Below are 23,517 nucleotides of genomic sequence, written 5' to 3'. Positions count from 1 at the left end.
TAGCGATGTTCAAGACTAAATTATCACAATCCCATACTTGGGGGGAACTTAATACCTCAAAGTTCATGGATCGCCATGTTGGAGCGATCGCAGCTTTAATTTTAATTAGCTTACTCAGTTCATTGAGTGGTATATCAGTTGAGCATAGCATCTCTAACGGCTGGGAAGCTTTTCTCTGGGGATTGGCAGATCCAGTAATTAGCTTGAATTGTTTAGTTGGTATTGTTGCTATTGGCTTACTCTCATCTGTATTTGTTCGTGGCGCTGCGATCGCTGGATGTTTTATCTTCGCAACAGTTTTAGGCATTGTAATTCATATATTTCAGCTAAATTTACCAGGGACAGAAATAGCGATCGCTGAAAGCGTTGGCGCAGCCATCGCCATTTATACCATTGTTTTTGGTACTATGCTGATGATGCCAAATCAACTAAACTTTCTGGTGTTTGCTCTAGTGGGCATCAGTGCTGGTTTATTTCAGGGTTACGCTAATGCTGAATCTATTGTTGCGGCCGGAATAATACCAGTAATTGCCTATATACTAGGTATTACCTTAACTCTGTTTACCGTTGCCATGAGTGCTAGAGAAATTGGTGTTGCGATGGGTATGGGAGAAATAAACCGAATTTTACCCTGGAAAATCAGCCTTGCTGGCTTCGCTTTTTGTGCGATCGGTATTGTGTTTTTGAGCAATTCGCTTATTTAAATCAGATATTTCAATTCGGTGGATCATTTGTGGGGGCGTACATCTAGCTGTGCGCCCCCACTGCTGCGTTTTCAGACTGGACAAGCAAGCATTCTCGTGAATAAGTTGATGCACCTCTGCGCTAATCTAGAGGCTATATATATAAATAAAAAGTTATGACACCTGAAGAAATTGCGGCTACGCTCACAGAATTATTTGACACATCGGCTATTGCTACGACTGCTCCTGGCTCGTGGCAAGTAGACACTCCTACTTTTCGGCTGTTGGTGCTGCTTTCCGAAGATAATACTTGGCTGCGAGTTTTACTGCCTATTCTGCCCATTCAAGAAGCCCAACCATTTTTAGAACAGTTCCTAGAAGCCAACTTTGATGACACTCAGGAAGTACGTTACGCTTTGTATGAAAGGGTAATTTGGGGGGTATTTCAACATCACAGTGGAACTTTAGTGAGTGCAGATTTGTCCAATGCAATCAACCGGCTTTTATCTCTCCATCAGGCTAAATTAGATAATGTCTTTAATCAACTAGTTAAAAGCCGCATCCGACAAATTATTCAGGCAGCAAAACAGCAAGGACAATCTCTGCAAGCTACTATGCAAAGCTTAGATCGCTTTTATGCCGAAGGAATGATGGGCGAAATGAATCAAACTTCACAAGGGCGAGAAGAAGTCCTAACTGCTTGGCGGCGTCAGTTAGAACGTTTATGGAATGAGGGTTAATTTCCATTTTTCAGTTTCCATATTAAACCAATTTACAGATATATTTATCTATCATGGATATCATTGAAATCCTCAAAGAAGACTATCAAAGATTCCCAGTCAATCAAACTTACAGCATTTACACTCCAAACGTTTATTTTCAAGACCCACTGAATAAATTTCGTGGTGTTAAACGTTACAAAGCAATGATTAATTTTATCCAAACTTGCTTTTTAGATCCCAAGATGGACTTACATAATATTCAACGTTTAGGAGACACAATAAAAACTGAGTGGACACTAAGTTGGAATACTCCTCTCCCCTGGAAGCCACGGATTTCTATTCCTGGTTGGAGTGAATTAGGTCTTAACTCTGATGGTTTGATTGTCTCTCATATCGATTATTGGAACTGTTCACGCCTAGATGTAGTGAAACAGCATTTTTCCTCTTGAAAAAGTTAATAATTGATATATCTGAACAGATGATTGCTATTACACTAAACGTAACAACAAAAGCCATTAATCTTTATGAACGAGAAATAAAAGGATACAGAGCAAGTAAATTTCCTTATGGGGATTGTTAATTTTGAATTTTGAATTTTGAATTCGGAGCAAAGCGACGTGACGGCTGCCAAAAATCCTGAAATCCCTGGTGAATTAACTATACATACAGAAGCAGAAGATATTATCATTCCCCCTAGTGATTTATGGAGTGATGAGCCTCCTTTGGAAAGCGATCTACATCGCGAGCAAATTGAACTACTGTTGGCGTGTCTGAAATGGTGGTGGCGTCAGCGTACTGATTTTTATGCTACTGGAAATTTAACGATTTATTTTAGCCCAGAACAGATTACCACGCGAGACTTTAGAGGCCCAGATTTTTTTGTCGTCAAGGATTGTGAAAATCGCCCCCGCAAAAGTTGGGTATTATGGGCAGAACAAGGAAAGTATCCGAATGCGATTATTGAATTACTTTCTAACAGTACTGCCAAGGTTGATAAAGGTCTGAAGTTTGAACTTTACCAGGAGACTTTTCGCACGCCGGAATATTTTTGGTTTCACCCCAATACTTTGGAGTTTCAAGGATTTCGTTTAGTAGGTGGTAAATATCAACCTTTGGAACCAAATGCTCAAGGGTGGCTGTGGAGTCAGCAGTTAGAATTATTTTTGGGAGTGTATGAGTCAAAATTACGGTTTTTTAACGTAGATAATCAGTTGGTAGCGACTCCAGAAGAAAGGGCACAAGCAGCAGAACGAGAAACTGAAATAGCACACCAGCAAGTAGAAGAACTGAAGGCTAGATTGAAGGAATTGGGGGTTAATCCAGAAGAGTTAGAGTAGGAAAAATAAGCACTACTTTTCTTTCTCTTCATCTAGTGCTTTTTGAATAGCACGACGGCAAAATTCTGGAGGATCGTCTTTAGCTTTTACCTCTTCCTTCATTTCCTTAGTGACTCGCAAGTGTATGTATTCAGTCAATGGTTTATCTCTGTCAGTTTTAAAACCATGATTTTTAATTTCTGGATTTCCACGATTATCTTTAGACACTTTACGTTACTTAATATATCTGGATTAATTGATATACATATTGAATAATGATTTATTAGTGGGTATTTCGCCTGAGAAACTAGATACCCACTAAATATCCCATTAGAAACGAGACACTTCTATTTTATGTTCACGCGTTCCGAACTTGAAATCAAAACCATCTTAGAGTTACGCGACTTATGCCGACGCTACGGTATCAAGCCGACAGGAAACCCAGGATACAAAGTTTCTTACATCACTTCTCTGATGGTATTCCCACAACTAGCCCTACATCAGATGCACGAGGGAAGAGGGTTAAAGCCTCCCACTTTCACGACTTTTCAGTATATTGGCGCAGCGATAGATGAGATGGGTTCACCTACAGATGAGCAAATAGCACTGATTCGGCTAACGCTGGAAGGTAGGAAAATGGCTTACCCAGATAGATTTGAACAGGAAAAACTGTTGAACTTGCACAAGGCTAAGATGCTTGTTGAGCAAGCTTTTGCCATGTTGAGCCAGTAAACAGCCTTTATCGCAATTTTTAGGTAATTAAACAATAGTGCAGGGTAGCACAGTTGTGCTGATCTACGGGGGATTGAAACAAAATCCCCCAATACTTTAGAGTGAATAATAAACTCAACTCGAAAGCGCGATCGCAATGACTGATAAAGAACTCAAACATTTACTTGAGAGTAATGCTAAAACAGTCCAAGCTATGTTAGATGAAATGGCGGACGCACGTCAGGAACGCCAAGAACTCCGAGAAGGAATGCTTCAAATCCAGAATGCAGTAACACAATTAACAAACATACAAGAGAGAATAACCAATTTACTAATTTCTCTTGATGGCGATCGCCCCACAATTCTTAAAAAACTCTCAGCATTGGAAACTAAACTCGATCGGCTATTGCAGCAAAACCCAACAGATGAGTTAGGGTAAATACTGGTAATAATTTTTATATAGCAGTCCTAAATCATGAAAATTCTATATCTCTTTCTTCTTTCTTCCCTTTGCGTCCTTCTTTAACGAGACGCTGCGCGTTGGCGTCAGCCTCTCCAAGAGTTGGCGGTTCGTTTCCTTATCTATATTTTTCACGACTCATTTAGGATTGCTATACATATTGAAACAACATTTATTTTCCTTAAACAGTCGATAATGTAAATAAATGTAAAAAATCCTCAGGCAGGACAGAAGCATCTATGCGTGTAATTTTGATGACTGGTAAAGGCGGTGTGGGCAAAACTTCCGTCGCTGCTGCAACTGGACTCCGTTGTGCAGAACTCGGCTATCAGACATTGGTTTTAAGTACAGATCCCGCCCACTCCCTAGCAGACAGTTTTGACATGGAAATGGGACATACACCCCGAAAAATTCGCCCAAATCTGTGGGGTGCTGAACTGGATGCGCTGCAAGAACTGGAGGGAAACTGGGGTGCTGTGAAACGTTATATTACCCAAGTTTTACAGGCAAGGGGTTTAGATGGCGTACAAGCGGAAGAATTGGCAATTTTACCAGGCATGGATGAGATTTTTGGCTTGGTAAGGATGAAACGCCATTACGATGAAGGTGAGTTTGATGTCTTAATTATCGACTCAGCCCCCACCGGCACAGCACTCCGCTTGTTGAGTTTACCTGAAGTCGGTGGCTGGTATATGCGCCGTTTTTACAAACCATTTCAAAACATCTCGGTGGCACTTCGACCCTTGGTTGAACCTTTTTTTAGACCAATTGCTGGTTTTTCGCTACCTGATAAAGAGGTAATGGATGCACCTTATGAGTTTTATGAACAAATTGAAGCTCTGGAAAAAGTATTAACAGATAATACTCAAACCTCAGTGCGTCTTGTCACTAATCCCGAAAAAATGGTGATTAAAGAGTCACTCCGCGCCCATGCTTATCTGAGTTTGTATAATGTTGCAACAGATTTAGTTGTGGCTAATCGGATTATTCCCAATGAAGTTCAAGATCCATTTTTCCAACGTTGGAAAGAAAGTCAGGAGCAATATCGTCAAGAAATTCATGATGATTTTCACCCTTTGCCTGTGAAAGAGGTTCCCCTATTTTCTGAGGAAATGTGTGGATTAGCTTCATTAGAACGCCTGAAAGAAACTCTTTATAAAGATGAAGATCCGACTCAGGTTTATTACAAAGAAACAACTCTTAGAGTAGTACAAGAGGAAAACCAATACAGCTTAGAACTTTACTTACCTGGTATTCCTAAAGACCAAGTTCAACTCAGTAAAACTGGAGACGAATTAAACATTACTATTGGCAACCATCGTCGTAACTTAGTTTTGCCACAAGCTTTAGCAGCACTACAACCAGGCGGAGCAAAGATGGAGGATGACTATCTAAAAATCCGCTTTGCTGACAATACAAGAGTTTAATTTGATTGAACGTTCCTCTGTCAACAAAAAGTTAAAACTGAAAAGCAAGAACTTTCTCTTGTAGCTACTACAGACGCAATTATTTTAGCGTCTGTTTTTATGATTTTTTTATAAATTTTTATAAAAGGCAAATAAATATTTTCACTAGTAATTTGACCGTAGTTTTACTGAAGACAAATTGATGAAAAAAAATTCAAAATGTTTTTAGATTTAATTATGTCAATTTTCAAAATATTAATTTATTTTTCTATAAGCAATGACCTATAATCCTGAACAAGATTTGCCCTTATGTCGCCATGAAGAAAGTTTACTACGCCGCATTACAAACCGTATCCGACGAAGCTTAGAGTTGGAAGAAATTATCACAGTCACAACGGTAGAGGTGCGATCGCTATTAAAAACTGACCGAGTGATGATTTACAAATTTCATCCCGATGGTAGTGGTCAAGTGATTGCTGAGTCAATTTACGAAAATCGTTTGCCATCACTACTAGGATTGAATTTCCCTGCTGATGATATTCCACCCACCGCTCGTGAACTATTTATTAAATCACGGGTGCGTTCTGTTATAAACGTTGATACTAAGGAAATTGGTCAAATTCACTTGCATGACTTGGATAATGGAGAAACTATATCAGAGGAGATCCATTACCGCACTGTAGATCCCTGCCATATTGAATATTTGACGGCAATGGGGGTAAAATCTTCTGTAGTAGCGCCTATTCTCTATCAAGATCAACTTTGGGGGCTGCTAGTGTCTCATAACTCTGAAGCGCGTTTGATTTCAGAATATGAACTAGAAGCAATACAAATGGTAGTCGAGCAGGTATCAATGGCGATCGCTCAAAGTACCCTGCTCACTCAAGTCCGCAAAACAGCCGAACGAGAAGCGATCGTTAATCGCATTGCTACGCTACTACATTCACTACCAACAATTGTATTACAGCCAGCCCTAGAAGAGGGTGTTGCTGCCTTTAATGGTGTTGGTGGCAGGCTTTGCATTAGAAATGAAGCTTTTGATTTCCACAACGGCAACGTCACTAGCTTAACAGAATGCTTAATACCAGGAAATACTTGTATCAAGCTTTATATCTGTGGAGAGCAACCTGTAATGCCAGAACAAACTATATATCCACTCATAGAACAGTATAGTATCTGGCAAGAACACTACAAGTCTAGTAAATACGATGTTTGGGCGATTTCAGATATATATAACACTCCTGGCTTGCGAACTTTGCAAATTGCTTTTCAACCAACTAAAATTCGCAGCGTGTTGATGATCCCACTCCAGTATCGTCAGCAGTTACTGGGCTACTTAAGTATTTTCCGCGACGAAATAGATACAGAAACTCTATGGGCGGGGCAGTATGACAGCGATCAAAGGCAACAGTATCCCCGGCGATCCTTTGAGGTTTGGCGCGAATCTAAAAAAGCACAAGCTCAAAAATGGACGGTTGAAGAAATTGAACTGGCTAGAAACCTGAGTAAACACTTTGCTTCTGCAATTCAGCAGTATGAATTATACCAACAAATACAAGTCTTCAATGAAAATTTAGAAAAACAAGTTAAAAGACGCACAATTGAGTTACAACGGACAGCTGAACAAGAACAGGCTGTGTTTAAAGTTATTGCCGAAATTCGGGAATCTCTGGATACAAATACGATTTTTCAAACCACTACTAAAGAAGTTAGTCAATTAATCAAAGCCGATCGCGTTTCTGTTTATCGTTTCGATTCTAATTGGGGTGGTGAATTTGTCGGAGATTTCGAGGCTGCTAGTCCATATTGGTCGAATGAGTCCGAACTAGGTATTAATACAATTTGGAATGACACTTACTTACAAGACACACAAGGAGGACGTTATCGCCACAATGAAACATTTGCAGTTGATGACATCTACAATATGGGGTTTGCTCAGTGTCATATCGACAATCTAGAGCAGTTTCAAATTCATGCTTTTGTGCTTGCGCCAATTTTTGTTGGGCAAAAACTTTGGGGTTTACTAGCAACTTATCAACACACTGGCCCCCGGCAATGGAAAACTTCTGAAGTTAACTTTCTCAGTCAGATTGCCGCCCAAATGGGCGTAGCACTCCAGCAAGCTGATTTACTATCTCAGACACAACAACAGACATTAGATTTGCAACAAGCAACAGAACAACAACGGGTATTGTTTGAAGTTGTGGCGAAAGTTAGGGAATCTCTCGATTTAGATGCGATTTTTCAGACAACCACCCAAGAAATTTGTAAATCATTACAAGCAGATCGAGTTGCAGTCTACCGCTTCGAGGCTGATTGGAGTGGTGAATATATCGCCGAGTTTGTGGGTGATAACTGGTTAAAGCTAGTAAGTTCTGATACCAATACAGTTTGGCAAGATAGCTATTTACAGGAAACCCAAGGTGGGCGATATCGTCACAATGAAACCTTTGTAGTCGATGACATATATGAAGTTGGCCACTCTCAATGCCATGTTACGGCTTTAGAGCAAATTCAGGCAAGAGCTTATGCGATCGCACCTATATTTATCGGGCAACAGCTATGGGGCTTGCTAGCAGCTTACCAGAATTCGGCACCCCGCCATTGGGAAGCCTCAGAAATTAAATTTATTACTCAAATTGCCAATCAACTTGGGGTTGCACTCCAACAAGCTCAATTACATAATCAAACCAAAGAGCAGACCCAAAAGCTAGCTCAAGCTTTGCATGATTTAAAGCAAACTCAAACCCAACTGATCCAAACTGAGAAAATGTCCTCATTAGGTCAACTAGTAGCTGGTGTTGCTCACGAAATTAATAACCCCGTAAACTTCATTTATGGCAACATCAATCATGTCAATGATTACACCCAAGATTTACTCAGTATCCTAGACCTCTATTTCCAAAATACTCCCAACCCTAGTAGTGAGATTAGCGATCGCGCCTTCGAGATCGACTTAGAATTTATCATAGAAGATTTGCCCAAAACTCTATCTTCCATGAAAATTGGGGTCGATCGCATCCGGCAGATTGTCTTGGGTTTACGGAACTTCTCTCGCCTTGACGAGGCAGAAAAAAAACCAGTTGATATTCATGAGGGCATTGATAGCACCTTACTAATTTTGCAGCATCGCTTGAAAGCACAACCGGAAAGTCCAGCAATTAAAGTAGTCAAAGAATATAGTAACCTTCCTTTAGTAGAGTGCTATGCTGGCCCGCTAAATCAGGTATTTATGAATGTTTTAAGCAATGCGATCGATGCTTTAGAAGATTACACGAAATCTCAATTAAAACCTCATAGCAATCAAATTACTATCCGTACTGCCCTTGGAGAGCTTGAAGGTAATATCAAAAGCGTAGTAATTCGCATTGCAGACAATGGCCCAGGAATACCCGAATCCCTGAAAGTAAGAATTTGCGATCCATTTTTTACAACTAAGCCAGTGGGAAAAGGCACTGGCTTAGGGTTGTCAATTAGTTACCAGATTGTCGTAGATAAACATGGTGGTGTGTTTAGATGTGATTCTCAGTCGGGGTTAGGTACAGAATTTTGGATTGAAATTCCGATTAAACAAATTAGTCATTAGTCATTTGTCATTGGCAAAGACTTTTACCTTTAACTGAAGCATATTGCCGATCTCCAACTTTTTGAAGAAGTTGGGGATCTAAATCAGGATTAAATAACATTTAATCTTACAGTAATTAGATTTTTAGTTGATAAATCACCTCTAACTTCTAAGTTGCACAGGCATAGCTAAATAGGTCATTTTCAAACTACCTAATGGTGTAAAAATTACTGGAGTTAGGCTTTGATTTAAATGCATTTGAATTTCGGTAGATGGTAACTCTTTTAAGCCTTCCATCAAATATTTAATGTTAAAAGCAATTTCAATATTTTCACCAGAAATTTGTGCTGGCATTGACTCTCTACCATTGCCTACATCTTGAGCTTCACAAGATAAGGTAATTTCTTGAGCTTCGCTATCAATACTGAGCTTGACAATATTATTTTTTTGATCGGCTAACACAGCAATCCGCTCCAAAGTGCTAACAAATTGTCGCCGTTCAATTGTTACTTGTCGCTCAAATTGGCGCGGAATTAATTGTCGATAAGCAGGATATTGCCCTTCTAATGTGCGACTAGTCAAGTGTTGATTTTGCCATGCAAACACAACTTGACCTCGATCGAAATATAAAGCTACAGGTTCATCTGATGAGGCGCTATGAGCTAGCATTCGTTGGAGTTCGCGTAATGCTCTAGCTGGTACTGTTACTTCTAGTTGACTGGTTCCTTCTAGAGGACGCTCGTTGCTAGTTTCTACGACTGCAAGGCGATGTCCGTCGGTAGCTGCAAATTCTAGAGTATCTTGTTTAACTGTTAAATGCACACCGGTGAGTACTTGTTTGGTTTCATCAGCACTGGTAGCAAACAATGAACCGCGTAATCCCTCAATTAATGCAGTGGTGGTGAGATGAATTACTTCTGTATTTTCAATTACAGGGAGTTCGGGAAATTCTTCCGGCCCCATTGCTCGGACTTGGTAATGTCCACTCTTGGGTGTGAGTGTGACAATTAAACCTTCTCCAGCAGATGTTGCACCTGTCAAGGCTGATTCATCATCGAGAGTGATTTCACCTTCTGGAAGACGAGAAGTGATGTCTAAAAGTAATTTAGCAGGAAGTGCGATCGCACCACTTTCCCATACCTCTGCGTTAAAGCTGGTGCGGATTCCTAAGCTGAGATCGAAGGCTGTTAAGCTTACTTGGTTAGTTTCAGCATCCGCTTGTAACAGCACATTGGCAAGTACTGGATGAGTTGGTCGTGAAGGTACTGCACGACTAACGAGTGAGAGGTTTGTACTAAGATCGCTTTGGGAGCAAACTAATTTCATAAGTCAGATTCAGCTGGTGAAAAATATCCTAACACCCTTATTGTTCAGTATGCGATCGCTGTTTTTTAGTTAGTACGTAGGCGTAGGCATCGCTGACGAAGTTGCTTAAGGGTAGAAAACTCGTTTAAGGAGTATCAAGGCGCACATCCCACTTATAGTCTCCTCGATCCTCTGCTGAATCCACCTTCGCCACCAACAAGAGATTTCTTTTTATTGCAAGTTATAGGAGCAGTGCTTCAATATGGTTACGAGAACGTGAAAAATGCTGTGGTGACTAGGCAATATGAATATCCCCAAGGTTTATTCTTTGGTGGTAAATCGTTACAGCTTGGGTTGTCTCGACTATTATTATTTCTCGACAAAACGTTGAGTCACCGAGAAAGAATTGTACACGTTGACCTGCACAGTGGTCTCGGTAAGTTTGGCGAGATATCTTTGCTATTTGAAGGAGAGTCTAATCCAGAGCAAGTTGCACAAGCGCAGTGTGCGTTTGGCTCTAGGTTGAAAAGCCGTTACGATGATCGGATCGCAAAGGTGGCTACCTTGTCCGTGGTGGCTTTACCCGCGCTTTGGCTCAACGCCTTTGGGGTGTCCGCTACGACGGGATTACGTGCGAGTTTGGCACTTATAATATGCTTCGTGTTTTGGCTGCGTTACGCAACGAGAATCGACTGCATCACTATGCACAAAGAAACTTGTTTGCCCCCTCTAAGCAGCGATTACTAGAGGTCTTTTCGCCCTCCGATCTCACATGGCGTAATCATGTTTTATTATATGCAATAACAGTTTATAAACAAGCTTGTGTAATGTTAAACGATTAGAATTAAGACCATTAAATAATTAGCGATCGCAGTCTCTTCAGACGTAACTTTGCACTTCCTGGTTATAAAATGTCAAACTTTCTAGTTTTTTTTGCAGGTTTAACGAGCAAGGATTGAGTGCTAAAGTCTCTAAATTAAGTTCATCCTGAAATCGTTTGATTTTGTCACGACAGGTAATTACATCACCAATAATTGAGTTTTCCAGCAAATAGTCTTCATCAAAAGAGCTTTTTTGATCGCTAATCGGTATCAGATTTTTACTGTCATTACCACAACTTTTGGCTCTATCTTTAAAAGCTTTCATTCTTTGGCTAAAAGTGCGAAGAAAAGGCAATGCCTCACTTACTGCTTCTTCATTTGTGCGAGCAACAAAAAAGAACCGCGCTAGCATCAACCGATCGCAACCACTGGAATTAATCGCACGATATTTAGTAACATTGCTCTTAAGAGTATCCAGAGAAAACGGCGCTCCTCCCATTAAGCCAAGGGAATTAATTGCGGTAAACTTGAGCGCTTCATCATCGCTGGTTGCTACATATACTGAAATCGGTTTCTGCAAAGGTTTTGGATAAATAGTCACTCCTTCGCACTGATAGTATTTACCGCTAAATGACACGTTAGTATCATATAGTAGTTTATGAATCAATGCCATTGCCTCTAGAGTTTTAGAGCGAGATTCACTCATGGGAGTGCCAAAGTGCTTGTTTTGTTCGGGGAACGGCCCACCCTTTGCAATTCCAATGGAAAGTCGCCCGTTGCATAGATTATCCAGTGTAGCAATGCTTTCAGCAATAGCGATCGGGTTATGAAATGCCAGCAATAATGCTGCTGAACCTAATCGGATTTTGACAGTTACGCCTGCTAAGTGTGCCATCAACATTAAAGTCGCTGGGCTAACACTGAAATCGTTAAAATGATGCTCTGTTACCCAAGCTTCTTCAAAATCCAAGCTTTCTGCACGTTTTACCAACGCAACTTGCTCCTCGATGGCACGACGAGCATCTTGGTGATGATTTTCGTAATTGCAGAAAAGTCCGGTTTTCATAACAAGTGTTCTTATTTTTGTGTTGCAAGCCGTCGCAGTTTTAGCCACAAACAGGTGGGGAGCGAAACGTTTTATTAGAGTTTGGTTCTGTGCAAAAAGGTTGGCGAAGCAATTTTTTACTGATGTCGGTTCCGTTGGACTCAAATACTATCAAGTGCAATACTTGCTCTAGGAAACGCCGTTTATCAAAAATGCCTTGAATCAGCACCTCTAGTTCAGTTGCACCTTTGAGAGAAAAATCTTCATCATCAATAGTGTGCCAGGGTAAAAACTCCTGCAAGTCTGAGGTTAATGTACCGACTCGTGCTTGATTTTTGCAAGTAATAAATAGGAATGAATTATAAACAAACAGCTTCGGTATCTGTTGAAGGTAAGTTTGGATTCGTCGATAACCTGCTTTGAATGTGGCATGTTCATCACCTGGATAAATCGAGACAATAACTGCCAATGGTAAACCGTTGATAAAGACAACTACATCAGGACAGTGAGCATGATTCCCTTCAACTATAGTCAAAGGATGAATAACTAGCCAATCATTATTTAGCAAATTAAATGGATCGATGAGCCACACTTTGTCATGAACTATTTCTTCGTTAAAGAAATATTCAACTTCAACACCATCGGTTAGAAGTTTGTGAAAGCGGCGGTTATTTTCCAACAAGTCAGAACTCTCTGTGGAGGTAACTTGATAGATAACCTTAGCGATCGCTTCAGGCGGTTTTGTTGGGTTAATCTTTTGTAAAGCCCTATGAAGGCGATCGCGCAAAACCACTTCTTTATAACTACTGCGCTTTATGTGATGCTTACCCAAAGCAACATCTGGCTCTAATAAAACTGTGTAGCCAATCACCTCGAACCAAGTAAGCAAAGATGGTGCGTAGGCGTAGCCCGCCGCAGGCATCGCAGATTGTGTAATATCAAAACGGCGGCGAAGTTTTCTTGTAACACGACTCGCCTTCATAGTTGTTTGCCTTAGCTGTGCTGGATTCATGAGAGTGGAAGACTTAATTTTGAGTTCATGCAGAAGCTCGCGCCTAGCTTGCTGACATTGGTTGGTATATTCACAGATGGCGTATACGGCTTGATAGTAACTATCAAAGCTAAAATTGTTCTATGGTATTGTATCTAGTGCTACATTCTACCAATTTTATTGGTAATAATATTTCTATTTCTGACTAATTGAGGACTTAGTGAAGCAGGCCTTGATTCCAAGCTTTGGTTGTTTACTGAGCAGCAAAACTATTGCAATCAGTAGTTTGATGAGTAAAGGTGCAAAAATTAGACTTAAACCCGAGAAAAACAAGATAATCAATATGCCTATCAACTGCTCTAAAAGCTGCATAGTACCTCGATAGCCAACTTTAGTAAACTGATTGACATCTAAACGGTCAAAAATGGGAATACCTTGACGATAGAGAGGAATTGTTAAGCGTTGAGCGATCGCAACTGCATGAGAATTAGTAATTAACCCAAGTTGCGGGTTATGGAATACAAATTTACTACTGAATGCGATCGCGCACTTCAAAGTGGTGGAAGCGCGACGCGCTTCTACCACTTTAGCGAAATCGAAAGTATAAGTGCCGAACCAGGTTTTAGTATTACATTTAACTCATTTAATGAATGCTTCTTGAATGATAAATGTAAAAATAAATTCTTGCACCTTCAGTAAAAACACTTAATATGTACCCGCATGAATCGACTTTGGGAAAACACAAGTGATGCTACTAAACACTGTTTCAATGTAATGCCTGGTATGCTGCTTAATATACTGATTCCACGGTTCATCTTGACGCTTAGAATTCTTTTTTTGCAAGACTTTTAAGAATATTTGGCTGCTGTGTTCGAGGTCGTCTTCAGCAGTATAATCGGTGTACGCCGAATCGCCATATACAACGCTTTGAGGTGGTAGATTTAACGGTAAAGCATTTAACGCACGTACATCAGAAGCACTACTTGGTAAAAACACAAATTCACGCTCGTATACCGCTTTTAGTAGTTAATAATTGGACTCTAACCCCATAGAAATATCGTTTTTTAGATGCTATGTAACCTCTGTATTCCTCTGACTTGATTCACTTAACATTAAATATCCGAATATTATCGCACATGGGTACAGGAAATGAGTCTAAAAGGTATTCCGTACAATCATTGCTTTGTTTTCGTAGAGTGTGCGTAAGTCCTATCGATATTAAAATTGCTATTCCTCTCAAAGAAAATGGACTATCAGAAGATAGTACACAGCAACTAGACCCACAGCATGAGAGGTTTTAGGCTTTCTGCATAGATTTGGGAATTATAACTAATTAGCCGGATTATGATACAAGTTTGCGCACTGAATGGCACAAAGAAAAGCTCAGGCGATCGCTATGTTTAAAATTGTGATGATTTGATGCAAAGTTGTACTTAGTGACACAATTGTGCTTTCAGATGGTCTGCCAATCGAATTGCTAAGGCAACAATGGTGAGCGTAGGATTAGCATAGCCTCCTGTAGGGAAAACAGAGCTACCTGCCATGAATAAATTAGAGATGCCATGAACTTGACAATTTGCATCGACTACTCCTTGTTTGGAGTCGTGATGCATACGTGTTGTTCCCATATTATGATGGGTACTCAGCGAAGCGACTGGACGATCTCCATCTAATTCAATCTGCAACTGGCCCAGTCCTGCATTAGCAAACTCTTCTGCAAGTACTAGCTGCGATCGCTTCACACTGCAAATATCTATTTCGCTCCAATAATTAGTTAATTTTGCTTGCGGACAGCCAAGCTTATCTAATTGATTACTGAGTGTTACCCGATTATCTGGATTTGGGGTTTGTTCAGTTTGGCTGAGAACTTCAAACTTTGTATATTTCTGTTCATTATTTTCATGGTAAGACCATCCTCCATGACTCAAATCAGGGAATAAATATTCTTTTTTGACATTATATTTATACCAATCAGCTACTAAATCATCAATATTCGTAATCACATTTTGCAAATGCTGAAAAACATTTTTAGGTAACTGTCTTTGTCGAACCGAAGAAAACAAAATTTTTGCAGAAGCCTTTGCTGCCGATCTAAATCTTTCATCTCTGGGATATAACAACGCAGTCATATTTAGTAATTTTTCGCGGCGCATAACTTGTTCTGTTAGGGCAAATTTTCCCATGACTGTGACATTATTCACCCGACGTAAGTCATACAAAGCCATCGAATTAAAGATTTTACAGTTTTGGGGAACAAGCATACCACAACGAATAAAAGGATGATCCATAAAGAACCTACCCACCAAATCATGTTGATTGCCTAATCCATTCTTTTGAATTCGGTTTGACAATAACAATAAACGTGCGTTTTCAATACCACCTGCGGTTAAAATAAATACTTTTGCAGCTACCCAAAATTTATTACCAGATAAACACGCAACTTGCACGCGTTTCACCGTCTGGGCTGTGTCATCTGCCTCAATTTCTACCACATTGGCGTTGAGGAATGTAGTTATATTAGGAGATTGATTGATTTGGTGGCGATATTCATTGGTGAAAATATCGCGTGGGCCAAACTGAAACATACTGGTAGTAACTCGGTCACTTGTGAAATGTGTCCGAGGAGATTGAGCATTTTCCCAAGCCTCAGCTTCATAAGCAAAAGAACCGAGTTTACAAACTGCTTGAGCGCGCTCATAAAATGGATTGAGGTGAGATTTACTAAAAGGCCAGCCACTGTATGGCACCCAATCTCGTTTTTCAAAATCTATTTCGTCTAACGGCACGTGCCTCAGACCAAGTTGATTTTTATTAATTTCAATATTCCAGACATTAGCCAATCCACCAAATTGACGATGACGCATATCTTGCAGTGGTGGAAAAGGATCTCCAACAGTTTCTCCTTCACCAAGAGATGCAGTTTCTTGATTAAATTCCAAATCACCACTTTCTAGTAAGCACACTTGAAAGTCTTGCCCAATTAATTCTCGTGCGAGTGTAATTCCTGCTGGGCCAGCACCAACTATACAAACTTCAGTATTGATAACTTCATCTATCGGCAATTTGCGGCTATCAATCAACATTAATTAATTCCTTTGAATCTAATTTATTATTTTTAACCACAGATTGACATAGAAAATTAATTGATGTAAATCTGTAGTTTTATTTTCATAAAATTGGCTTTTGTAAGAAGTTTACTGTTTCATTCAGCCGATGAAACACTCGGTATTGCAGAACGAATTGCATTAATAAAATTTTGGGCATAATTCTGCGTTGAAAAATCGAGGGCGCGTTGTCTGGCAGCTACTCCGGCACTCTGGGCAAATTCTTGCTCGTCAAGATAGCGGAGAATTGCGATCGCTAGTTTATCCGCATCGCCGTAAGGTGTTAATAATCCATTCATGCCATCGGTAATAATCTCTGTCGGGCCGCCTGCACTGCCAGCAATTACAGGTTTACCCAGCGCCATCGCCTCAATAATCACAATCCCAAAAGGTTCTTTATCTGATGCATGAACGAATACATCCATTGCCTGCACCCATTCCGGGATATTACGCTGTAGTCCAGCCATAATTACCTGCTCTTTCAAGCCCAAAGCAGCAATTTCGGCTTTTAAAAAGTTATCATAATCCGGTTCTAAATCGTGCTTACCGCCAACCACCACACAATGGGCATCGGGATACTTCTGTAAAATTTTGGGCATCGCTTGCACCAATACGTGCATTCCCTTCCATCGTTGCAATCGCCCCACAATTCCAATCAACGGCCCGTGTAAAGGTAAGCCTAATTTTCGCCGTGCTTCTTCTGGAGTTGGTAAAGCATTAGGCTCAAATCGGTCTAATGCGACACCAGGATAAACCAAAGGTGTTGGCCTGTGAGGCCAAATCTCTGCCTGTGCTTGCTTACCATCTTGCGAGAGGGTAATAATTGCCCGTGCTGGAATGAAAGTTGCGATTCGTACCAACCAAGTTTTATCACTAGGCACTTCTAGTTGATACCACACAGCAGGCAACCCCGCCAACATTGCCGCCAAACCTCCAGATATATGCGTGATCCACATCCAATTAACAATTATATCTGCACGTTCGCGGCGAGCGATCGCAGCTATCCGTAAAACAGCGCCAATAAAACGGTGGATTTGGCGTAAACGTCCACTTTCTACAACTCGCGCATCAATACCCAGAGACTTTACTTGTTCGACCATCGGGCCGTCTTCTAAAAATATCACCAGCCACTCAACACCAGCATTACGTCCCTGCTGCACCAAATCCCAAAGCATCATTTCACCACCGCCTCGTTGCTCGGCCAGTGGCATGACTATAATTACTTTCATAATCTATAAAAGTCCTATTTAAGTTGTAATATTTATGAGATTCTCGATTTATTAGAGAAGTTAGGAATGTTGGAGAGCATCTGAGGATTGCTATAGTACTTGTGTCCTGCCATAGCCATAGCTAAAAATCCCCAAAGAATCATCCCTGACACGCTCAACATCCCGCTACCGATAACTAACTGTGAAGCAGAACTGATCCCAATGGCGCGGGCAGCACTGACAAAACTATCGAAACGACCTTCACCATAGCTGCTAACACTAATAATTAAGAAGATTAATCCACCCATATAAAATATGCCTCCAAACCAACCAAGGGTGAAAAACATATCTAAAATGCCACTATCAATTACCACTACTTCAATTTGACCAGTTTTTTCGTTGACCTTCCAAATATTTCCTAAGCCATTACCTAGACCATTAGAAAGGGCTAAACCAAGATTTCTGTCGTAAGTTCCCGATCTATCTTTAAAGCTGCCATCTTCTTGAATATTAGAAAAAGTTTCAAAACGCGCTGCTACCACCCCAGCAATTGGTTCGATAGTTGTCAATGGCACAACACAAATAGCCATGACCAAAATTATTGTAACTAAGCGCATTTGAATTCTGGCTTTGACTGAACCCATAATCATAATTATTCCAAATAACCAGCCTCCCCAATTAGTACGTGCTTGAGTTAATAAAAAAGATAAGTAACCAACAGCTGAAGCCGGAAAAATTAAGTTTCCTGAACCGGTCAATAACAACAGTAACCCAGCCTGCATAACAGAACCAAAGGGGCCGACTGAGTGTAATGTACTCCAGACGCGCATCCCGAAAGGTACAGGGTTTCCAGAACTCATGAATAATTTTGATTGTATGAGCCAGTACCTATCCCATTCAGGAGCTACCACAAATTGATATACGCCATAAGTTCCTAAAATCAACACACACCAGAGAAATGTTCGCTGAATATTCTGGCGATAGCTGGGATAATCTCGCCAGTTGATAAATAAGTGAAAAGCGAAAATCACAGGACTGAGCCAATCCATCAATCCGCGTGCTACAGGAATAGGTGGGTTGTAAATTAGACCGACAAGAAAGCCATAGAACACTCCGATAAAAGCCAAAACAAACGGCAAAGCTCCCTGGCGAGAGGCACGGGGAAAGTGTCGTAAAAATGTTGCTATAGTTATAAACACCACTAAGTAGGGTGCTATAAGCATTTGGCGGCTAGGATCCCAGCCCACCCGATAGTCAACTAAGCGAGTTGCTAAGGGTGTGAGAAACCAAATCCACCAGGTAAAGCCAATGTAGAGAATAGGATGCCGCAAGTATAAAAATACGGCTACTATTAAAGCTGTCACCGGGAAAATTAGGCGTAATCCGGCAGTAACACCACCAAAATAGCAAACTACAGTTAGTAATATAAAGCCTGCGATCGCCATCCAACCCTGTAGCGATCGCTCTTCAGGAGAATAGTTTTCTTGTAAAAAACTATTGAAAAGTATCTGCTTAGAATTCATTCAATTTTAGATATACATATAAATCAATTTGGCAAATTGAAAGTAATTCACAATTTAGTTCTTCAATTACGAATTACGAATTACGAATTGTTTATATCCCTGCCAACGTCCACGCCAAGATGCTAATAACTTTTTCCCCGCCAACGGCCCTTGACTAGGTAAAAATCTCAGCCATTGTACTAAGCCCAAACTATCGCAAGTACCCACGAATACTGCCCAGAACAAAAATGCAATTCGGCGGATAAATGGTAAATGCTCTAGTAAAACTAAGGTTTCATTATGGACTAAATTAATAAAGGCAATTTCATTAAAGTTATTTCGCTGATCTTCGTCAAAACGTTGTGCTGGATAATGATCTACAGCAACGTGAGGATCGTAAATTATCTTCCAACCAGCCCGCTTTAATGTCAGGGTGAATGCCATTTCAAAGTGTACCTGCGCTCCAGTACCGCGCATCCGCTCGTCAAAGCGCAGTTGTCCGATTGCTTGGGTGCGAAAACTCATGTTCACACCCTTGAGAATATCGACTTCGCGGGGTTCTCCCACTCCCAGGTGATGGTTGCCAATGACTCGCCCAAACCACTGCAACTGTCCCACTACTGGGCGGGATTCGTCTTCTAATTTGCTGCCGTGATATATCCAATCACGCCCTCCCAGTCCGCCAAGGCGACGATCGCAGGTAAAGTAATCCGCAATCCGCTCTAACCAATCCGGGTGGGGTGCGGCATCATCATCAGTAATGGAAACAATATCGCCCTCCACTGCTGCTAGTCCGACGTTGAGAGCTGCTACTACCCCCGATTGTGTCACTTTCACGGTATGCAGTGGCAAGTTGTGCGCTGTGTATTGCGCCAGAAATTGCCAAGTTTGTGCATCCGTATCGCGGACAACCACTATCACTTGATCGACTGGTTTAGTTTGCTCCTGTAGCGCCAAAAGGCAGCGTGAGAGGTCTTGTGGACGGCGATAAGTCGGTATCAGAACGGTGTTCCGCATTCTTGCTTAACTCCTCGAATAGATCCACATAAGTTTGTGCCATAGCAATCCAGCTATGTTGTTCTGCCACAGAACGAGCAGCTTGACTCATTTGCTGCATTAGCATATCTACACTTACCAAGGACATCATCGCCACAGCTAAAGCATCGATATCATTTGAGTCGGGTAAGACAATGCCACATTCTGGTGTCACTAACTCTGCACCCCCCGTAGCTGTGGCAGTAATTACTGGTAGTCCTGAAGAAAGTGCTTCTAACAATACGAGGCTACAAGCTTCATATCGGGAAGGAAAAATAAATAAATCTACTGACCGCATAATTTCGGGGATATCACGACGAAATCCGACAAAATGCACGCGATCGCTTAACCTCAAGGATGCTGCTAGTTCAGGGAAGGGACTACCTTCGATATGACCTACTACCGCCAAATGTAAATTGGGTACTTTCACCAAGGCGTGTAGTACTGTATCTAAATTCTTTCTGGGTGTGCGGATGTCTCCAGCAAACAAGGCTAGGGTGACATTCTGCGGTAAACCTAATTTTTGGCGGTCGCTTTGGCCAGGGGTAAACTCTTCTAAGTCAACGCCATTGACAATTACCCGAATTCGAGAACGCGGTACACCAATGTTGACTAATTCTTGAGCTACTTTTTCAGATACAGCCACCACAACCTGCGCTTTTTGGAAAGCCTGTTTTTCCCAACGGGCATTAAAAGCCGTAAATAGCCACTGGTAAAAACCATATAAATCGCGGCGGTTGCGAGAAATATGAACAGGCGATCGCAACCATGAACTGTGGACAAAATGTACAGCATTCACATCAGCCGCAGCCAGATTAATTGCTCCATTGACTTTAACTAAATCAATGTCAGAGCGATGTTTACGTAACCAATCTGCACTTTTTTGGGCAAAGATGAAATTACGTACAAATTCTGTAGGATAGCCTTTGACTGGAATTTTAATCCAATTAACTTGGCTATTTTCTTCTAGTTCTGGTGCGACTTCACTAGCTAATAATGTCAAGTGATGACCGCGACGAATTGCTTCATTCGCAACCTCATAGTTTACCCGCCCTTGACCATCACCTTTTTTGATTTTATGAGTAACAATACAAAGTTTCATCCACTATCTTCCTTAACAAGCTCACACAGAGACGCTAATAAAAACTTTAAATAATTTTCTTCTATTCTCTTTGCGATCTTCTCTGACGAGACGCTGCGCGAATGCGTACTTTGCGGTTCGTAAAAAAAACTAGAACCACAACTCAGATATGATTGCCTGATTATTTCGATACTCCGATTAACTTACTTGCTAAAAATCGCGGAGTAAAACTAAGACTAAGTGCTGCCATAGTTCGCACATTAAATTTTTGTTGATTCAGCGCCTGTAAAAAATAAGGACGTGCGGCGGCTATCTGTTCGCTTCGTAGCAAACCAATTCCTAAAGTAGTATTAGCTTCTAACCATTTCTGTTGAAAATGAGTTCTAAATTCCTGTAAACGAGGGTCTTCCATAAATACTTGATAACAAAACATTTCGCTTTTAGCTTTGCGAATTTTTGCTTGCACATCTCGACTCCCACTGAGCATAGTATCAGTTTGCTCATGGGCGCGATATCGCGTCAATCTTTCTGGACAATAGTAAGCGCCATAACCAGATATACAGAATAGATAGGTTAAATATAAATCCCACATCCCACCAACTTCTGAGGGAATACTATACCAATCCACCAAATTATTCCGAATCACGCAAGATGCAGCAGTAGGTATACTTTTATCTATCAATCCAATTTTATAAAAAGGTTGATGAATTCCTTTTGCTAGTTTGTCTCGCTTGTAAGCACGGGTATTTTCTTCGGTACCAGCATGATTAATTATACTATTAGCATCTATAATATATTGGTCGCAAAAAGCGAGAATTAAATCAGAATTTGCTTCTAGTGGTGGTACAAGCTTTGCTAAAAAGTCTTCATTCCAAATATCATCGTCATGTAGACTAGCAACATACTTACCTTGCGCCATTTTAAAGCCATACTGCTGATTAGCTAACATACCTACATTTTGCTGATGCTGCCAAAATTTGATGCGTGAATCACCAAAAGATGCGACAATGGCTTGGGGATTTTCTGAACTACAATTATCAGAAATAATAATTTCAAGATTTTGATAAGTTTGTTTTACCGCACTGGCGATCGCTTGCTTGAGATAGTCTGGTCGATTATAGGTGGGGATAACAACGCTGACTAAAGGTTGTTGACATTCTTGATGTAATGACATATTTTTCTCCCTTGATATTTTCTAAGTAAAAGATGTACTATTTGATTTTTTAGCAAATTTAGCTTATTTAGCTGGAGAGATACTATATAGTTTGTTGGCTTGAGAAGGAAATTCAGCTATTGTTTTTGCATAAATTGTTCGGAGATTAGTTACATGAGCAGCCATTGTAAATTCTTTCATCAATAAAGTATGACCTTGCTCACCCATGTATCGGCTTTTTTGATAATCTCTATACAATTCATTAATAGCATCAGCCAGCTTTTGGATATTATTGCTTGGAACAAGAATACCCGTTTCTCCATCTCGTAAATGTTCTGGAATCCCTCCGACTGCACTACCAATTACAGGGCGACAACGAGAGTATGCTTCCAGAGTTACAAGACCAGCAGGTTCAGGCCAAACACTAGGAAATATAACTGCAAAACACTGTTGATAAAGTTTATCTAATTTATCCGAATCGCACCAACCATGCCAAGTGATTCGCTGATTCAATCCGAGTGTACTTGCTAACTTTTCTAACCGTGGTCGTTCCCAACCTTCACCTGCAATATCAAGTTGAATTTTCGGGTCTGTATGTATTAAGGTTTTGAGTAACCATTCCAGACCTTTATCAGAAACAATTCGTCCAGCGAACAAAATTCTTTGATTTTGATGTACTTCCAAACTTAGAGGGGAAGTTGCTATTTCTGGTATAGAGATTCCACAGTGTAGCGTTATAGTTTGTTCTGGGGGTACACCGTTTTGAATTAACTCTTGCCGCACATATTCGCTATTAGCAATGAAAGTAATTTTTAGCCTTTTCAAGACATCTAAAAACTGATGAGTGGTTTGAAGTTCTCTAAGAGTTCTTAAAGGTCTACGGCTACCACATTTATCTACTAATTTACCCCAGGTACATCCTAAGTAAGAGAAGTTGCGATCGCAGATTGTCCGTTGCTCTGCTAAATACTTTGTGCCACTAGGGCAGTAAAATGAGTGATTATGAACGCTGAAGATAGCAGGACATTCCCCTGTAAGTTGCAATAGCAAATCTGGACTGTGGATGTGCAGCAGTTTGAACTGACTTTGATCGATATTTTTAAGTGATTTTATCACGCGATCGCTAACATCAGATGGTCGATGTTCAAACAGAGAAGCTAAATAAGTTTCAACACCTCCGCTCCCACCGACACCGAAACTTGAGCATTGATAAATTAGGTCTTTTTCAAAGATTTCTTGGGACATATTTTCTATGAATTTTAAGTATATAGGACTAATTTTAATAACTTATTTATCGGTATAATAAGTGTTTAAAATTTTATTAATTTACTATTTTGCGAATTTAGTGGTTTACGGCTGTAGAGATTTACAGCCGATGAATATGTTGTAAGTACTTTGGAAATTGGTTG

The 23,517-nt window shown here is 40.5% G+C and carries 21 protein-coding genes and 2 pseudogenes; 10 read left to right on the top strand and 13 right to left on the bottom strand.

Annotated elements, in window-relative coordinates:
• Window positions 1-5 precede the first annotated feature (5 nt).
• The 4 genes from ACFE93_RS06075 to ACFE93_RS06060 all read left to right on the top strand — a co-directional run bounded on the left by ACFE93_RS06075 (window position 6) and on the right by ACFE93_RS06060 (window position 2,742).
• Window positions 6-704 carry a HupE/UreJ family protein gene (locus ACFE93_RS06075; RefSeq protein ID WP_375472467.1) on the top strand — a complete coding sequence of 233 codons (699 nt, stop codon included), beginning with the start codon at window positions 6-8 and terminating at the stop codon, window positions 702-704.
• Between the two features lie 155 nt (window positions 705-859).
• Window positions 860-1,423, top strand: a complete 564-nt coding sequence (locus tag ACFE93_RS06070) for a hypothetical protein (RefSeq protein WP_375472466.1) — start codon at window positions 860-862, stop codon at window positions 1,421-1,423.
• A gap of 53 nt (window positions 1,424-1,476) precedes the next feature.
• Entirely contained in the window at window positions 1,477-1,854 is a 378-nt protein-coding gene (locus ACFE93_RS06065) for a DUF2358 domain-containing protein (RefSeq protein WP_375472465.1), read from the top strand.
• Between the two features lie 168 nt (window positions 1,855-2,022).
• On the top strand, window positions 2,023-2,742 hold the full coding sequence (locus tag ACFE93_RS06060; RefSeq protein WP_375472489.1) for a Uma2 family endonuclease: 720 nt from the start codon (window positions 2,023-2,025) through the stop codon (window positions 2,740-2,742).
• Window positions 2,743-2,754: 12 nt separating this feature from the next.
• On the opposite strand, the gene ACFE93_RS06055 is transcribed toward ACFE93_RS06060, so the two are convergent.
• Window positions 2,755-2,949 carry a hypothetical protein gene (locus ACFE93_RS06055; protein ID WP_375472464.1) on the bottom strand — a complete coding sequence of 65 codons (195 nt, stop codon included), beginning with the start codon at window positions 2,947-2,949 and terminating at the stop codon, window positions 2,755-2,757.
• Window positions 2,950-3,075: 126 nt separating this feature from the next.
• Here ACFE93_RS06055 and ACFE93_RS06050 point away from each other — a divergent pair, with 126 nt between their 5' ends.
• The 4 genes from ACFE93_RS06050 (at window position 3,076) to ACFE93_RS06035 (ending at window position 8,884) form a co-directional block, all read left to right on the top strand.
• The gene (locus ACFE93_RS06050; RefSeq protein ID WP_375472463.1) at window positions 3,076-3,453 is read left to right on the top strand and encodes a hypothetical protein; all 378 of its coding nucleotides are present in this window, start codon (window positions 3,076-3,078) and stop codon (window positions 3,451-3,453) included.
• A gap of 136 nt (window positions 3,454-3,589) precedes the next feature.
• Window positions 3,590-3,871 carry a hypothetical protein gene (locus ACFE93_RS06045; protein ID WP_375472462.1) on the top strand — a complete coding sequence of 94 codons (282 nt, stop codon included), beginning with the start codon at window positions 3,590-3,592 and terminating at the stop codon, window positions 3,869-3,871.
• A gap of 260 nt (window positions 3,872-4,131) precedes the next feature.
• On the top strand, window positions 4,132-5,319 hold the full coding sequence (locus ACFE93_RS06040) for a TRC40/GET3/ArsA family transport-energizing ATPase (protein WP_375472461.1): 1,188 nt from the start codon (window positions 4,132-4,134) through the stop codon (window positions 5,317-5,319).
• A 256-nt stretch (window positions 5,320-5,575) separates the two neighbouring features.
• Window positions 5,576-8,884 carry a GAF domain-containing protein gene (locus ACFE93_RS06035; protein ID WP_375472460.1) on the top strand — a complete coding sequence of 1,103 codons (3,309 nt, stop codon included), beginning with the start codon at window positions 5,576-5,578 and terminating at the stop codon, window positions 8,882-8,884.
• 141 nt (window positions 8,885-9,025) lie between these two features.
• On the opposite strand, the gene dnaN is transcribed toward ACFE93_RS06035, so the two are convergent.
• Window positions 9,026-10,189, bottom strand: a complete 1,164-nt coding sequence (dnaN, locus tag ACFE93_RS06030) for a DNA polymerase III subunit beta (RefSeq protein ID WP_375472459.1) — start codon at window positions 10,187-10,189, stop codon at window positions 9,026-9,028.
• 144 nt (window positions 10,190-10,333) lie between these two features.
• Between dnaN and ACFE93_RS06025 the strand changes: the two are divergent.
• Window positions 10,334-10,699, top strand: a pseudogene (locus tag ACFE93_RS06025) (DUF2817 domain-containing protein); the annotation flags it as partial.
• Window positions 10,700-10,758: 59 nt separating this feature from the next.
• Window positions 10,759-11,010, top strand: a complete 252-nt coding sequence (locus ACFE93_RS06020) for a DUF2817 domain-containing protein (protein ID WP_375472458.1) — start codon at window positions 10,759-10,761, stop codon at window positions 11,008-11,010.
• Between the two features lie 37 nt (window positions 11,011-11,047).
• Here the strand turns inward: ACFE93_RS06020 and ACFE93_RS06015 are convergent, their stop codons facing one another.
• The 11 genes and pseudogenes from ACFE93_RS06015 to ACFE93_RS05965 all read right to left on the bottom strand — a co-directional run bounded on the left by ACFE93_RS06015 (window position 11,048) and on the right by ACFE93_RS05965 (window position 23,353).
• Complete coding sequence (locus ACFE93_RS06015; RefSeq protein ID WP_375472457.1) at window positions 11,048-12,055, bottom strand: LLM class flavin-dependent oxidoreductase; 1,008 nt, start codon at window positions 12,053-12,055, stop codon at window positions 11,048-11,050.
• A 40-nt stretch (window positions 12,056-12,095) separates the two neighbouring features.
• Window positions 12,096-13,016: a type I restriction endonuclease gene (locus tag ACFE93_RS06010; protein ID WP_375472456.1), complete on the bottom strand. Its 921-nt coding sequence runs from the start codon at window positions 13,014-13,016 to the stop codon at window positions 12,096-12,098.
• Between the two features lie 345 nt (window positions 13,017-13,361).
• Window positions 13,362-13,523 (bottom strand): annotated as a pseudogene (locus tag ACFE93_RS06005) (nitrogenase component 1); the annotation flags it as partial.
• 207 nt (window positions 13,524-13,730) lie between these two features.
• Window positions 13,731-14,021: a hypothetical protein gene (locus ACFE93_RS06000; protein WP_375472455.1), complete on the bottom strand. Its 291-nt coding sequence runs from the start codon at window positions 14,019-14,021 to the stop codon at window positions 13,731-13,733.
• Window positions 14,022-14,458: 437 nt separating this feature from the next.
• On the bottom strand, window positions 14,459-16,108 hold the full coding sequence (locus ACFE93_RS05995; protein ID WP_375472454.1) for a GMC oxidoreductase: 1,650 nt from the start codon (window positions 16,106-16,108) through the stop codon (window positions 14,459-14,461).
• Between the two features lie 119 nt (window positions 16,109-16,227).
• Window positions 16,228-17,358, bottom strand: a complete 1,131-nt coding sequence (locus ACFE93_RS05990; protein WP_375472453.1) for a glycosyltransferase family 4 protein — start codon at window positions 17,356-17,358, stop codon at window positions 16,228-16,230.
• 32 nt (window positions 17,359-17,390) lie between these two features.
• Complete coding sequence (locus tag ACFE93_RS05985; RefSeq protein WP_375472452.1) at window positions 17,391-18,860, bottom strand: O-antigen ligase domain-containing protein; 1,470 nt, start codon at window positions 18,858-18,860, stop codon at window positions 17,391-17,393.
• A 66-nt stretch (window positions 18,861-18,926) separates the two neighbouring features.
• Window positions 18,927-19,856 (bottom strand): glycosyltransferase family 2 protein, encoded by a 930-nt coding sequence (locus tag ACFE93_RS05980; RefSeq protein WP_375472451.1) that lies wholly within the window; start codon window positions 19,854-19,856, stop codon window positions 18,927-18,929.
• A complete protein-coding gene (locus tag ACFE93_RS05975) occupies window positions 19,774-20,976 on the bottom strand; it encodes a glycosyltransferase family 4 protein (RefSeq protein WP_375472450.1) in 1,203 nt (400 codons plus the stop codon). The genes ACFE93_RS05980 and ACFE93_RS05975 overlap by 83 nt, the downstream gene beginning before the upstream one ends.
• A 160-nt stretch (window positions 20,977-21,136) precedes the next feature.
• Window positions 21,137-22,129: a glycosyltransferase family 2 protein gene (locus ACFE93_RS05970; RefSeq protein WP_375472449.1), complete on the bottom strand. Its 993-nt coding sequence runs from the start codon at window positions 22,127-22,129 to the stop codon at window positions 21,137-21,139.
• 63 nt (window positions 22,130-22,192) lie between these two features.
• Window positions 22,193-23,353: a glycosyltransferase family 4 protein gene (locus ACFE93_RS05965; RefSeq protein WP_375472448.1), complete on the bottom strand. Its 1,161-nt coding sequence runs from the start codon at window positions 23,351-23,353 to the stop codon at window positions 22,193-22,195.
• Window positions 23,354-23,517 lie beyond the last annotated feature (164 nt).

Origin of the sequence: uncultured Nostoc sp. (genome assembly GCF_964247315.1) — a bacterium.
GTDB lineage: Bacteria > Cyanobacteriota > Cyanobacteriia > Cyanobacteriales > Nostocaceae > Nostoc.
This window is presented reverse-complemented; position numbering and strand designations above follow the sequence as displayed.